The 12,554-nt window shown below is 38.8% G+C and carries 12 protein-coding genes and 1 other RNA gene; 10 read left to right on the plus strand and 3 right to left on the minus strand.

The window, feature by feature from the left end; translation table 11 throughout:
- The first annotated feature begins 272 nt into the window (after positions 1-272).
- The 5 genes from K5Q34_RS10315 to K5Q34_RS10335 all read left to right on the plus strand — a co-directional run bounded on the left by K5Q34_RS10315 (position 273) and on the right by K5Q34_RS10335 (position 4,686).
- Positions 273-497 carry a hypothetical protein gene (locus K5Q34_RS10315; protein WP_253214117.1) on the plus strand — a complete coding sequence of 75 codons (225 nt, stop codon included), beginning with the start codon at positions 273-275 and terminating at the stop codon, positions 495-497.
- Between the two features lie 43 nt (positions 498-540).
- Positions 541-1,689: a site-specific integrase gene (locus K5Q34_RS10320; RefSeq protein WP_221864965.1), complete on the plus strand. Its 1,149-nt coding sequence runs from the start codon at positions 541-543 to the stop codon at positions 1,687-1,689.
- Between the two features lie 130 nt (positions 1,690-1,819).
- Entirely contained in the window at positions 1,820-3,493 is a 1,674-nt protein-coding gene (locus tag K5Q34_RS10325) for an ABC transporter ATP-binding protein (protein WP_221864966.1), read from the plus strand.
- Entirely contained in the window at positions 3,490-4,323 is an 834-nt protein-coding gene (locus K5Q34_RS10330) for an energy-coupling factor transporter transmembrane protein EcfT (protein WP_024406407.1), read from the plus strand. Before K5Q34_RS10325 ends, K5Q34_RS10330 begins: the two co-directional genes overlap by 4 nt.
- A gap of 159 nt (positions 4,324-4,482) precedes the next feature.
- Positions 4,483-4,686: a cold-shock protein gene (locus tag K5Q34_RS10335; protein ID WP_004195223.1), complete on the plus strand. Its 204-nt coding sequence runs from the start codon at positions 4,483-4,485 to the stop codon at positions 4,684-4,686.
- 41 nt (positions 4,687-4,727) lie between these two features.
- Here K5Q34_RS10335 and rsmG read toward each other — a convergent pair whose 3' ends face one another.
- From rsmG to recU, 3 genes are read right to left on the minus strand one after another with little or no spacing between them, the layout of a single operon-like run.
- Positions 4,728-5,441, minus strand: coding sequence for a 16S rRNA (guanine(527)-N(7))-methyltransferase RsmG (rsmG, locus tag K5Q34_RS10340; RefSeq protein WP_029172042.1), 714 nt, complete (start codon positions 5,439-5,441; stop codon positions 4,728-4,730).
- A 58-nt stretch (positions 5,442-5,499) separates the two neighbouring features.
- Positions 5,500-7,674 (minus strand): penicillin-binding protein PBP1A, encoded by a 2,175-nt coding sequence (gene pbp1a, locus K5Q34_RS10345; protein ID WP_253214118.1) that lies wholly within the window; start codon positions 7,672-7,674, stop codon positions 5,500-5,502.
- On the minus strand, positions 7,655-8,272 hold the full coding sequence (gene recU / locus K5Q34_RS10350; protein ID WP_004194173.1) for a Holliday junction resolvase RecU: 618 nt from the start codon (positions 8,270-8,272) through the stop codon (positions 7,655-7,657). Before recU ends, pbp1a begins: the two co-directional genes overlap by 20 nt.
- Positions 8,273-8,337: 65 nt before the next feature.
- On the opposite strand from recU, the gene K5Q34_RS10355 reads away from it, so the two are divergent.
- The 5 genes from K5Q34_RS10355 (at position 8,338) to K5Q34_RS10375 (ending at position 12,470) form a co-directional block, all read left to right on the plus strand.
- Positions 8,338-8,877 (plus strand): DUF1273 domain-containing protein, encoded by a 540-nt coding sequence (locus tag K5Q34_RS10355; protein WP_024406404.1) that lies wholly within the window; start codon positions 8,338-8,340, stop codon positions 8,875-8,877.
- 70 nt (positions 8,878-8,947) lie between these two features.
- Positions 8,948-9,283, plus strand: coding sequence for a cell division regulator GpsB (gene gpsB, locus K5Q34_RS10360; RefSeq protein WP_004194167.1), 336 nt, complete (start codon positions 8,948-8,950; stop codon positions 9,281-9,283).
- Between the two features lie 138 nt (positions 9,284-9,421).
- Positions 9,422-9,786, plus strand: an RNA gene (gene rnpB, locus K5Q34_RS10365) — RNase P RNA component class B.
- Positions 9,787-9,839: 53 nt separating this feature from the next.
- Positions 9,840-11,006 (plus strand): class I SAM-dependent RNA methyltransferase, encoded by a 1,167-nt coding sequence (locus K5Q34_RS10370; RefSeq protein ID WP_024406403.1) that lies wholly within the window; start codon positions 9,840-9,842, stop codon positions 11,004-11,006.
- A 9-nt stretch (positions 11,007-11,015) separates the two neighbouring features.
- Complete coding sequence (locus K5Q34_RS10375) at positions 11,016-12,470, plus strand: cell division site-positioning protein MapZ family protein (RefSeq protein ID WP_105212086.1); 1,455 nt, start codon at positions 11,016-11,018, stop codon at positions 12,468-12,470.
- Positions 12,471-12,554: the final 84 nt, after the last annotated feature.

Genomic DNA, 12,554 nt, shown 5'->3' on the forward strand with positions numbered 1-12,554 from the left:
CATTAAGGGTGTTGAAGGCGAGTTTTATCCTGTCAAACGTGATAATTTTGATAAAGTTTATGATATTATCGGTGAGATTTAGAATCTAGCCAATTTCATTTTAACTTAGAAGCAGGTCACTAAGTGGTTTGCTTTTTTATTTGGTCTCACGTGTAAAAATGTTCGGAAAAACATTCCGACGTGCCGATTCCAGGAGAAGAAATAGTTCGGAAAAACGCTCCGACGTGTCCATTCCTGGAAAAGAATTTGTTCGGAAATAGAAAGGAGAAAATGTGGAAGTAATAGAATACAATAAATATCCTGATAAATTTGTGACTAAGAAAGATTTGATTGCATATTATTTTCCGATGTCAACAGCTACATTATCCAGACGTCTAAAAGTAATGCGTAAATATCGACAGTTTAGAACTGTAGAGCTTACTAGTGCAGGAAGTCTTTTGATAAATGTACGAGGATTCTATAGTTTTTTATTATTTATAGAGAATAAGAGGAAATGATATAATAGAGGTATTAGTGATACCTGCTGGAAAGTAGGAGAAAATGTTTTTTAAGGAATTGAATAGTGGTAAATATCGCTATTATGAGAAATATTATGACGATGTTGAAGGTCAGTGGAAGCAAGTCTCTGTGACTATGAGTAGTAAAAGTCGAGTGATGCAGGCGGAAGCTAAAAGACTTCTAGCAATGAAAATAGAAGAAAGACTGAATGTAACATCGTTTGTTCAAAAAGAGTATACGGTTAATGAAGTTAAGGAGGACTTTTTAAAAATTCGTCAATTAGAAGTAAAAGAAAGTACATATACACAACAAGAATTTATTTTAAAGCAGTTTTTTCGACAATTTGGAAAAGAAAAAATTGATAAAATTTCAAAAATTCATTTGCAACGCTATTTGTTAAGCTTTGAATGGTCTAATTCGTACAGAAGGCTAGTAAAAACAATCATCTCACTATTCTTTGATTATTCTGTCAAAACAGGTTATTTGGAAGAAAATCCAATGAGTCAAGTGGTTTTGCCCAAGAATAGAAAAGATATAGAAACTCTTAAAGCTAAACAAGAAAAGTATTTAGATAGAGAACAGATGGCAGTGTTTATAGAATATTTAACCCAGCATGGAGAACATATTGTCTTTAATCTATTAGTTGAATTTATGTATTTGACTGGTTTAAGGTTGGGAGAAGCACTAGCTTTACAGTGGGAAGAAGTTTATTTTGAAGAGTCTGTGCTAGAGGTTAAATATACTTTGAGGATACGCAAAGGTGGAGAACATTATTTGTCTAGTCCGAAAACAGTGCAGTCGTATAGAAATGTGTCTTATCCATCTAGAGTTGACGAAATTTTGCGATTTCTTTATTTCCAAAAGAATAATGGTTTTGTATTTCTGTTTCGTGACAAGCCAATTCGTCAAGATGTTTTTAATCTATATATTCAAAGGCATTTTAAAAAAGCTGGAATTGAAAAATCTGAGAATTTTAAGTTGACTAGTCACGTACTGAGACACTCTCATATTAGTTTATTAGCAGAATTGAATATCCCATTAAAGGTCATTATGGACAGGGTAGGTCATGCGGATGAGAAAACAACATTAGGAATTTATACTCATGTCACAGAAAAGATGCAAAATGATGTGAGGGAAAAATTGGATATGTTTTATGTACCAAAAACTAACCAAGAAAGTGATAAAGGGTGATAAAACATGATGATGTATGATAATATTGAAGAAATGATAAATGTTTGATAAACCTTGAAATGATAAGGTTTGATAAGGTATGATACATTATGATTATCTATAATGAAACTAAAAGTGCTATAATAGTCCTATGAAAAAAATCATTGAATTTAAAGATTTTACATTTAAATACCAAGCGCAACAGGAACCCACTTTAAAAGATATTCAGTTAACGATTTATCAGGGAGAGAAAGTTCTGATTATTGGCCCATCTGGTTCAGGAAAGTCGACGATTGGACAATGTCTTAATGGTATTATTCCCAATATTTACAAGGGAGAACATAGCGGAAGTTTACTATTGGATGGTCAGGAAGCTTTTAATCTTTCGGTTTATGATAAGTCCTTGCTCGTATCAACGGTTCTTCAAGATACAGATGGTCAATTCATTGGCTTATCAGTTGCCGAGGACCTAGCTTTTGCCTTGGAAAACGACATGGAAAGCCAGGTGGTGATGAAGCAAAAAGTAGGAGATTGGGCAGAAAGACTGTCTTTGGCCGATTTGCTGGCACATCGACCACAAGATTTATCTGGAGGTCAAAAGCAACGTGTCAGTCTGGGCGGAGTTCTTATTGATGAGAGTCCTATTTTGTTGTTTGATGAGCCACTTGCTAATTTAGATCCCAAATCGGGCCAAGATACGATTGATTTGATTGACCGTCTGCACAAGCAAGAAGGGACCACAACCATTATTATCGAACACCGTTTAGAGGACGTACTGTATCGTCAGGTGGACCGAGTTGTATTGATTAATGACGGTCGGATTTTGTTCAATGGAGGACCTGATGATTTATTACGTACCTCATTGTTACAGGAAAACGGCATCCGAGAACCCTTATATCTATCGACTCTTCGCGCCTTAGGATATCCGATTGCGCAGTCAGAACACCTCTCCTCAGTTTGGGAAATTGATATTGAGGCTTTGAATATAGCATCCCTACCAACCCTACACTTTGAAAATGGAGAGAAAGAGGCTTTGTTAGAAGTCGAGCATCTTCATTTTTCCTATCCTAACAAACAAGTTCTTACAGACATTCAACTGACGATTCATAAGGGGGAACGTCTAGCTATTGTTGGAAAAAATGGTGCTGGGAAATCTACTTTAGCCAAGGTGCTTTGTGGTTTTATTCAGGGTGAGGGTGAGATTCTCTGGAAGGGACAGTCAATCAAAGAAGATTCTGTTAAAGAGCGAGCAGAACGGATTGGTTATGTTCTTCAGAATCCCAACCAAATGATTAGCCAAACGATGATTTTTGATGAGGTTGCCCTTGGTTTGCGCATGCGAGGGGTGACAGAAGAAGAAATCGAACACCGAGTTCACCATATTTTGAAGGTATGTGGCCTGTATCCGTTTCGTAATTGGCCGATTTCGGCACTTTCGTATGGGCAGAAAAAACGGGTAACGATAGCATCTATCTTGGTTCTCAATCCAGAAATTATTTTGCTAGATGAGCCAACAGCAGGACAAGATCAACGGCATTATCGGGAAATGATGGAGTTTTTGGACCAATTAAATGCTCAAGGGCACACCATTGTCATGATTACCCATGACATGCAACTCATGCTAGATTATTCAGATAGAGCTGTTGTTGTGGTGGATGGGCAGATTATTGAAGATGCCAGTCCAGCAGAAATTTTATCTGATGATACGGTGATTGAGCGAGCCAATTTAAAAGAAACATCAATTTTTCACTTGGCGGAGAGGTTGGGAGTTAATCCCTTAGAATTAACGACGTTTTATATGCAGGAAGAAAGGAGAGGAAGATGAGTCAACAAAAACTAATTGGTTACCATCCAGGAACTGGCTTTATTCATAGTTTATCGGCTGTCAGTAAATTACTCTTTTTTCTCATAGTTTCCATTCTTGCTATGATTACTTACGATACCCGCTTGATTCTTTTTATCGCAGTATTTTCTCTAGCCTTGTTCAAAATGTCAGGGATTCGTTATAAAGAAATCTCTCTTGTTTTAATTCTGACGATCATTTTTGCTGCAATGAATGCCCTGATGGTTCACTTGTTTGCACCACGGTATGGAGTGGAACTTTACGGAGCAGATACTCCCTTGCTATCAGGTCTGGGAGTTTATTCCTTGACGAGTCAGCAAGCATTTTATCTGGTAAATCTTCTCTTGAAGTATTTTTGTACAGTTCCTTTAGCGATTATCTTTCTCATGACCACTCATCCTAGCCAGTTTGCTTCCAGCTTGAATCAAATTGGGGTATCCTACAAAGTTGCTTACGCAGTCAGTTTGACCATGAGGTATATTCCAGATATTCAAGAAGAGTTTTATACGATTCGAATGTCTCAAGAAGCGCGTGGTTTGGAATTGTCTAGGAAAGGAAAATTGATGGAGCGTATAAAAGGGAATCTATCCCTTGTCATTCCTCTGATTTTCAGCTCCTTGGAGAGGATTGATACGATTTCAACGGCTATGGAATTGCGGCGTTTTGGAAAGAATAAAAAAAGAACATGGTATACCCAACAGCCTCTACAGAGAATAGATTACGCTGTCTTGCTATTTATTCTTGCTCTAGTAGTCGTGACAATCTATCTGTTTTTTGTTAATCAGGGTCGATTCTATAATCCGTGGCGATGATTATTGAGTTTATTGGACCGATTAACCCTTTATCGTTGACATATAGGAAATATACTGTTACAGTAGGGAATGTAAATAAGTTTAGAGTTTAAGTATCAGTTTCATCTTTTGTTTTTCCTCTTGATAAGTTTTACAAATAAATAAAAAGAGGTAACACAAATGGTACAAGGTACAGTTAAATGGTTTAATGCAGAAAAGGGATTTGGTTTTATTGCTCAAGAAAACGGTCCAGATGTATTTGCACACTTTTCTGAAATTCAGTCTAATGGTTTTAAATCTTTGGAAGATGGTCAAAAAGTGACATTTGAAGTGGAGCAAGGCCAACGTGGTCTTCAAGCAACCAATATTACAAAAATTGGATAATAAAAGAGCGGGTTTCTTAGTGAAACTCGCTTTTCTTATGTTTAAAGGGGTCTTTTATTTGGCATACCAGCTTTGCGTGGAAACTTATTTGGAGTTTCCTTTTTCTTTTCGACGATGGTCAATGTTCGAGGGTCGCCATTTGGAAGAGTATAGTCGTGGTTTTCGATGACTTTTGCAAAGAGGAGATTGAGTGCGTTTTTTGCTTGGGTCAATTCATCTTCTGCGCTGGACGCCTTGAGTGCGATTAATTTTCCGTTGAGCTTCAAATAAGGGATAGTCAATTCAGAAAGAATCTGCATGCGGGCAACTGCGCGTGCTGTGACAAGGTCAAATTGTGCACGGAAGTTCTTATCTTGTGCAAAGTCTTCTGCACGACCATGATAGAAATGAACACCTTCGAGCTCTAGTTCTTCGGCAAGCAAATGTAAAAAGTTAATCCGTTTATTAAGAGAATCAATGATGGTAACATTTAGTTGCGGAAAGATAATCTTCATAGGTAGGCTAGGAAATCCAGCTCCAGCTCCAATATCTAAAAGCCGAAGAGGTTCGTTCTGAATATGGCCTTGCAGGATTGGAGCGATAGAATCGTAGAAATGCTTCAGATAGACTTCGCTTTCTTCAGTAATAGCTGTCAGATTGATTTTCTCATTCCATTCCACCAATAGTTGGAAATAGCGATGAAATTGATGTTTTTGTTGGTCAGTTAATTGAATACCTTGGTCTGCCAAGGTTTTATAAAATACTTCAGGTTTCATAATCTTATCTTATCATAATTTAAGCAAAAGAAAAACCCAGAAGAGTCTGGGAATTTTCTTATTGACCATCTGTCTGTCCCGTCGCAGGATTGTTTCCTGTTGTTGCAGTTTCAGTTGAAGAAGTTGCAGTCTCGGTTGAAGTTCCAGATGATGTTTCGCTTGATGTTGTCGTCGCTTCGGTTGTTTCACTAGTTTCAGTCGAACTAGAAGAACTTGTACTGGAGCTAGTGTACGTGTTATAAGCATTGGAGAGTGAGCGACTACCTCTGAGATAGTAGTTGGAACCGTAACGTACGAGTCCGCTTGGCATCTCCCAATCGGTAGCTGTATAGTCCGAATGCATAAAGAGCATCATATTGTGGTAGACATCTGTTGCAATTCGCATGCTGTTATCAAGGATAGGAGTCATACGATTGGTATATCCGGTCCAAACAGCCATTGCATACTGACTAGAATATCCAACAAAGTTTTCATCAGGAACGACCATGTAGCTATAATTTGCTTCTGGAATTGAAGCTAGAATAGTATCCGTTTCGCTATCGGTATAGTTTGATGTACCTGTTTTACCTGCCATAGGAACTCCACTAACAGAAGCGTTTAATCCATAACCGTAAGACATAACAGCCTTCATCATATCGGTCATCATGTAGGCTGTTTCGGCAGACATGACTTGAGTCCCTTGAGGAGCGTATTCTGTTACTGTTCCGTCACTAAAGACAATTTTATTGACATACTGCGGAGCGTAGTATGTGCCGCCATTGGCAAAAGCGGCGTAAGCAGCAGCCATCTTTTCACTACTTGCCCCATACTGGCTACCAGTGTCGGATGTATTACTTGAAATAGCATTAGAGTAATGAATATCTGGGTAATCGATACCAACGCTATTCAAAAATTTCAAGGCATTTTCTAAACCTGTAGTTTCCAATGCTTTAACGGCTGTAACATTTCGAGAATACTGAATAGCAGTCTTAACAGAGATATTACCATAGTATTGTTTATCCCAGTTATTGACAGGAGTTGTTGTGCCAGGATAATTATAAGGACCGTCTAAGATTAAATCTGCTGTAGATGTATAAATGCCGTTTTCAAAAGCAGGAGCATAGTCTGTGATTGGCTTCATTGTAGAACCGAAGTCGCGGTCGGTTTCAACGGCTTGGTTGGTACCAAATGAGACGTTTGTTTCTTGTTTACGACCACCTAATTGCGCAACGACTTTACCATTAGAAACATCCACAACCGTTGAAGCTACCTGTAATAAATCATCTGGATAGCTGACATACATATCTGTATTGTAGATATTCCAAAGTTGTTGCTGGGCGGCAGGATCGACGTTCGTATAGACATCCATCCCTGTTGTCAGCAAGTTGTAACCTGTTTTTGCTTCAACTTCTTCAACGACTTGTTTCAGATAGTTGTCCATATAAGCAGGATAAGCAGCTGCATTAGATAGTGGTTGCAAACCATCTGTTACAGGTGTTAGAACAGCTTGTTCATACTGGGTATTATCAATGTACTTTTCTTCCAGCATCTCAGCCAATACCAAATCGCGACGTGTTTTTGCATCTTCTGGATTGGTATAAGGATCATATTGGTTTGGCGCTTGAGGCATTCCTGCTAAAAGAGCTAATTGAGGAAGAGTCAAATCTTTTAACTCTTTTCCATAAAAAGCAAGAGCAGCAGTCTTCATACCGTAATTACCATTTGACATATACACCTTGTTGATGTAGTAGGTCAAAATCTCTTGTTTGGTATTGCGACGTTCCAATTGAGTAGCCAGCCAAGCCTCTTGAATTTTCCGTTTTAGATTTTGATCTTCTACGGATGTCGAGAAATAAGTCAGCTTGATAAACTGCTGGTCAAGTGTCGACCCCCCCTGCAAACGTCCTCCGCTCAAGTTATTAATCAGGGAACCTGCAATACGAATCACGTCAACCCCTCTATGATTGAAGAAGCGTTGGTCTTCGATTGCGACAATCGCATTTACCAAGTCTGTTGGAATTTCCTCAGTCTTAGCACTCGAACGTTTTTCTGCTCCTAAATCTGCAATAAGATTTCCGTTCTTATCGTAAATTTTACTTGATACAGTTGCTGTCAAAGATTCTTCTGTCAATTCTGGAGCGCTTTGGATGTAGTAAACAACCAATGCAGCTCCGGCCAGGCAGGTAATGATAGCCCCCGCAAGTAAAATATTTGCAGTGATTAGAAGAGCTTTTTTAATTGTTGTAGTTTTCAAAAGATTCACCACCTAATAGATTTTTTTCAACGATTTCCAGATATGGGATGCTGGGGAAACGCCCCATTTGAATCTCAAAGCCGTATTGTCGAATAAAGGTTAGAGGCATCGACTTACTACCCATGTCTACTTGATAAAATTCGATCAAATGAGTGGCTGGCAAGAGATAGGTTTCTTTTAATGTTGAAAAGTGAAGAAGGACAAAACAAATGCCACCTTGTTTTACAACCTGTTTCATGTGTTCGATCTGATGCGCATGAAAATTTTTCATGGGCATGGATGCTTTTTGGCGTGTCTCTTTCGCTTCAAAATCAATATAATGTCTTTTAAAAACACCAGAGTAGTCTGTGGTAGATGCCTGTCGAAAGTATGCCTCGACAATCTTAGCACGGCTCCGTTTGGGGTAATCAACTTTTACAATTTGCACGGGAGTTGGCTTCTTGTGAATGACAGCAATATCGTGCGCAAGGTAATATTGATTGCTATCGTTGATAGCGGCCTCAAAAGACATTCCGCGATTAGCAAAGTTTACTCGCTGGGATGAAATAGGACTGGTTCTATTGATTTTTTTTGACACCTTATGAGGATAATTGACCATAGAACTCCTTCTTGATAAAATAATATCAGCATATTATACCATAATTAGCGAAAAGAGTACAAGAAATGGATACTAAGAGCCTTTTGGTAACAGGTTATAGACATACAGATCTGGGAATTTTTTCAGAAAAAGATCCTCGACTGCACATTATTAAATCTGCAATTCGTAGGAATTTTATTCGTTTTTTAGAAGAGGGTGTCAGTTGGTTTATACTGACAGGTCAATTGGGCTTTGAATACTGGGCCTTAGAAGTCTTAGAAGATTTACGAGCCGAGGGGTACCAACTGAGTATTGCAACAATATTTCCATTTGAAAATCATGGCGAACAGTGGAATGAGGCTAACCAAGCAAAGTTAGCACGGTTTAAGCAGGTTGATTTTGTAAAGTATGCCTATCCACGCTATGAAAACCCAGGGCAATTTAGAGACTATAACCAGTTTCTACTGGATAATACGACAGGTTGTTATTTGTTTTACGATTCTGAAAATGAAACCAATTTGAAATATTTATATCACATGGTCTTAAAGAAAGAAGGATATAATAGAAAAACGCTTACCTTTGAAGAATTGAATGAGGAGGCTGAAAATTTTTCAAATTCTGAGTGATTTGACTTGATTTTTCCCTATTTTTTTTAATATAATAGGAGTAGTGACGTTTTAGATTAGGGAGAGAGAGATGGCAAGTATTAAATTTACGACAAAAGATATTTTTGAGCAAGATTTTAAAATTGGTTTTCGTGGCTATGATCAAGATGAAGTGAACGATTTTCTTGATGATATTATGAAAGACTACGATGCTTATGAAGCGATTATCAAGGAATTAAAAGGCGAAATTGCTCGATTGAAAGCGCAGGCAGCAAATTCTCCCAAAACAACTCTTCCTACTGAAGAATCAAACGACGTATTGCGTACAGAACGTCCATCTTCAGCGACAAACTTTGATATTCTCCGCCGTCTGAATCGTCTGGAGAAAGAAGTATTTGGAAAACAAATCGTTCAGGATCAAGAATAGAAAATTGTACACCTAAACTGACACTTTATTCGCAGTTATTTTCTTGTGCACAAACATATTCTGTATTTGTGTCAGAGATATTCCTTGATTTAAAGTGGCTTGCTTTGTAGATACAACTTTTAAGATAATTAAGGTGCAATTTTTGGATAATCGCGTGGTAGTTTTCTACCATGAGGAAAGTCCATGCTAGCACTGGCTGAGATGCCAGTAGTGTTTGTGCTAGGCGAATCAATAAGCCTAGGGACGCCCTTAGGCGTTACGGCGGTTAAAATGGCTAAGTCTTTTGATATGCCAGAGTAGATCTGAAAGTGCCACAGTGACGAAGTTTTTATGGAAACGTAAAAAATGGAACGCGGTAAACCCCTCAAGCTAGCAACCCAAACTTTGGTCGGGGCATGGGATGGATGGAAATGAACAGAAATCCTGACTGTTTAGACAGTAGACAGATGATTATCGAAGGCGGTAGAACCTAGTACCACCGGAACAAAACATGGCTTACAGAAAATTGCATAAAATAGGTAGCTAGCTCTGCTAGCTTTTATTGTAGAGGAAAAAAATGAAAAAACAATTTGAATTGATTGCAACGGCAGCAGCTGGTCTGGAAGCGGTTGTGGGTCGAGAAATTCGTAATCTTGGCTATGAATGTCAAGTGGAAAATGGCCGTGTTCGATTCCAAGGAGATGTAAAATCCATTATCGAAACCAATATCTGGCTGCGTTCAGCAGATAGAATTAAAATCATTGTTGGACAATTTCCAGCAAAGACTTTTGAAGAGTTGTTCCAAGGAGTTTTTAACTTGGACTGGGAAAATTACTTGCCTCTAGGCTGCAAGTTCCCTATTTCCAAGGCCAAATGTGTCAAATCGAAATTGCATAATGAACCAAGTGTGCAGGCTATTTCTAAGAAAGCAGTTGTTAAGAAACTGCAGAAACACTTCTCTCGTCCCGAAGGGGTTCCCTTGCAAGAGATGGGGGCAGAGTTTAAAATTGAAGTGTCGATTTTGAAAGATGTGGCGACAGTCATGATTGATACGACAGGTTCTAGTTTGTTCAAACGTGGTTATCGGGTGGAAAAAGGTGGCGCCCCAATCAAAGAAAATATGGCAGCTGCTATTTTGCAATTATCGAATTGGTATCCAGATAAACCGCTGATTGACCCTACTTGCGGCTCGGGAACTTTCTGTATTGAGGCAGCTATGTTGGCCAAAAATATAGCCCCAGGTTTGAAGAGAAGTTTTGCATTTGAGGAATGGCCGTGGGTTGAGGATCAATTGGTGGCTGCATTACGCAAAGAAGCACAAGCTTCTATCAAGGCAGATTTGGTATTAGATATTACTGGATCAGATATTGATGCTCGTATGATTGAAATTGCGAAGAAGAATGCATTTGCGGCAGGAGTTGAGCAGGATATTGTTTTCAAGCAAATGCGTGTACAAGACTTGCGTACAGATAAAATTAATGGTGTCATTATTTCTAATCCACCTTACGGAGAACGTTTGTTGGATGATGAAGCCATTGTTACCCTGTATCGAGAAATGGGGCAGACTTTTGAACCACTCAAAACATGGTCTAAGTTTATTCTAACTAGTGATGAGTTGTTTGAAACCCGTTTTGGACAGCAAGCGGATAAGAAACGCAAACTGTATAATGGTACCCTAAAAGTGGATCTTTATCAATTTTTTGGTCAACGAGTGAAACGTCAAGTGCAAGAAGTGCAAGGATAGGAGGACATCGTGGGAGAAAAAAATAGTCATCATCTTCCTTTGGATGAGGAGAAAGTTTTAGATTTTGAAGTGGCGAAAGATTTAACAATCGAAGAAGCGGTCAAAAAACATAAGGAAATTGAAGCGGGTGTGACAGAAGATGATGGTCTCTTGGATCGTTATATCAAGCAACACCGCGCAGAAATTGAATCTCAAAAATTTGAAACCAAAATCAATCATCTTCCTTTAGTTGAGGTAGCTGATGAGGAAAAAAATCAAGGACATGAAAGCGCGGAAGAGGTAGAAGCAAATGAGTCTTCTCTTACGGAAGTTAGTGAGGAGATTGCTCCTATTGTAGAAGAACTTTCGGTAACTCCGATGGAAACCTTGGAAGAAACAGTGATTGCAAGTACTGTAGCAATGGAGGGGTTATCTTCAGTGGCAGATGATTCTAGTTTAGAATTGGAAGAAGATGAAGCCGAAGACTTGGACCATAGTGAGGGCGCAGATAGGGACCAGAAAAAGAAATTTTACTTCTGGTCAGCAGTAGGGCTTTCAATGATTGGTGTAATGGCGACGGCGCTGGTTTGGATGAATTCGGTTAACAAATCGAATACTGCGACTTCTTCAAGTTCAACAAGTACAAGCCAGACGTCATCGACAGCATCAAGTTCGACAGATGCGAATGTGACCGCTTTTGAACAGCTCTATAATAGTTTCTTTACGGATAGTAGTTTGACCAAGCTAAAAAATTCAGAGTTTGGTAAATTAGCAGAACTGAAAGTGCTGTTGGAAAAATTGAATAAGAATTCGGACAGTTATACCAAAGCTAAAGAACAGTATGATCATCTTGAAAAAGCTATTGCAGCCATTCAGGCCATTAATGGTCAGTTTGATAAAGAAGTCGTTGTTAATGGTGAAATTGATACAACGGCGACGGTTAAATCAGGAGAATCTCTTTCTGCGACAACGACAGGGATTAGTGCGGTTGACAGTCTATTAGCATCGGTCGTGAATTTTGGTCGTTCACAACAGGAAGTCGCTTCAGCTACGGTAGCAAGTGAGGCTGCAGTCACAAGCAACCAAGGAGCTGATGAAACTGTATCTACTGGTGTACCAGCGACAACAGAAGTCGCTTCAACAACGGTTTCAGGCTCAACAACCGACTTTGGTATTGCCGTGCCAGCAGGTGTCGTCTTGCAACGTGACCGCAGTCGTGTTCCTTATAATCAAGCAATGATTGATGATGTAAACAATGAAGCATGGAATTTCAATCCAGGTATTCTTGAAAATATTGTGACTATCTCGCAACAGCGTGGGTATATAACAGGCAATCAATATATCTTGGAAAAAGTTAATATTATCAACGGCAATGGCTACTATAATATGTTTAAACCAGATGGGACCTACTTGTTCTCTATAAATTGTAAGACAGGCTACTTTGTCGGCAATGGTGCTGGTCATTCTGATGCCTTGGATTATTAAACAAAAAAGCGGTTTAGCCACTTCAGATTGAAGAAAAAGTCCATTTTGGACAATTTTCTTCAATCTTTTTTTCTTTATGTTGAA

The sequence above is a fragment of the Streptococcus sp. 2018110 genome (assembly GCF_019754115.1).
Taxonomy (GTDB): domain Bacteria; phylum Bacillota; class Bacilli; order Lactobacillales; family Streptococcaceae; genus Streptococcus; species Streptococcus hashimotonensis.

Bases quoted from the DNA above. Each gene is read 5' to 3' on its own strand.
- rsmG (WP_029172042.1), bottom strand. From the start codon at position 5,441: ATGAAACCTGAAGTATTTTATAAAACCTTGGCAGACCAAGGTATTCAA.
- K5Q34_RS10370 (WP_024406403.1), top strand. From the start codon at position 9,840: ATGAAAAAACAATTTGAATTGATTGCAACGGCAGCAGCTGGTCTGGAA.
- K5Q34_RS10325 (WP_221864966.1), top strand. From the start codon at position 1,820: ATGAAAAAAATCATTGAATTTAAAGATTTTACATTTAAATACCAAGCG.
- recU (WP_004194173.1), bottom strand. From the start codon at position 8,272: ATGGTCAATTATCCTCATAAGGTGTCAAAAAAAATCAATAGAACCAGT.
- K5Q34_RS10335 (WP_004195223.1), top strand. From the start codon at position 4,483: ATGGTACAAGGTACAGTTAAATGGTTTAATGCAGAAAAGGGATTTGGT.
- K5Q34_RS10355 (WP_024406404.1), top strand. From the start codon at position 8,338: ATGGATACTAAGAGCCTTTTGGTAACAGGTTATAGACATACAGATCTG.
- K5Q34_RS10330 (WP_024406407.1), top strand. From the start codon at position 3,490: ATGAGTCAACAAAAACTAATTGGTTACCATCCAGGAACTGGCTTTATT.
- gpsB (WP_004194167.1), top strand. From the start codon at position 8,948: ATGGCAAGTATTAAATTTACGACAAAAGATATTTTTGAGCAAGATTTT.
- K5Q34_RS10320 (WP_221864965.1), top strand. From the start codon at position 541: ATGTTTTTTAAGGAATTGAATAGTGGTAAATATCGCTATTATGAGAAA.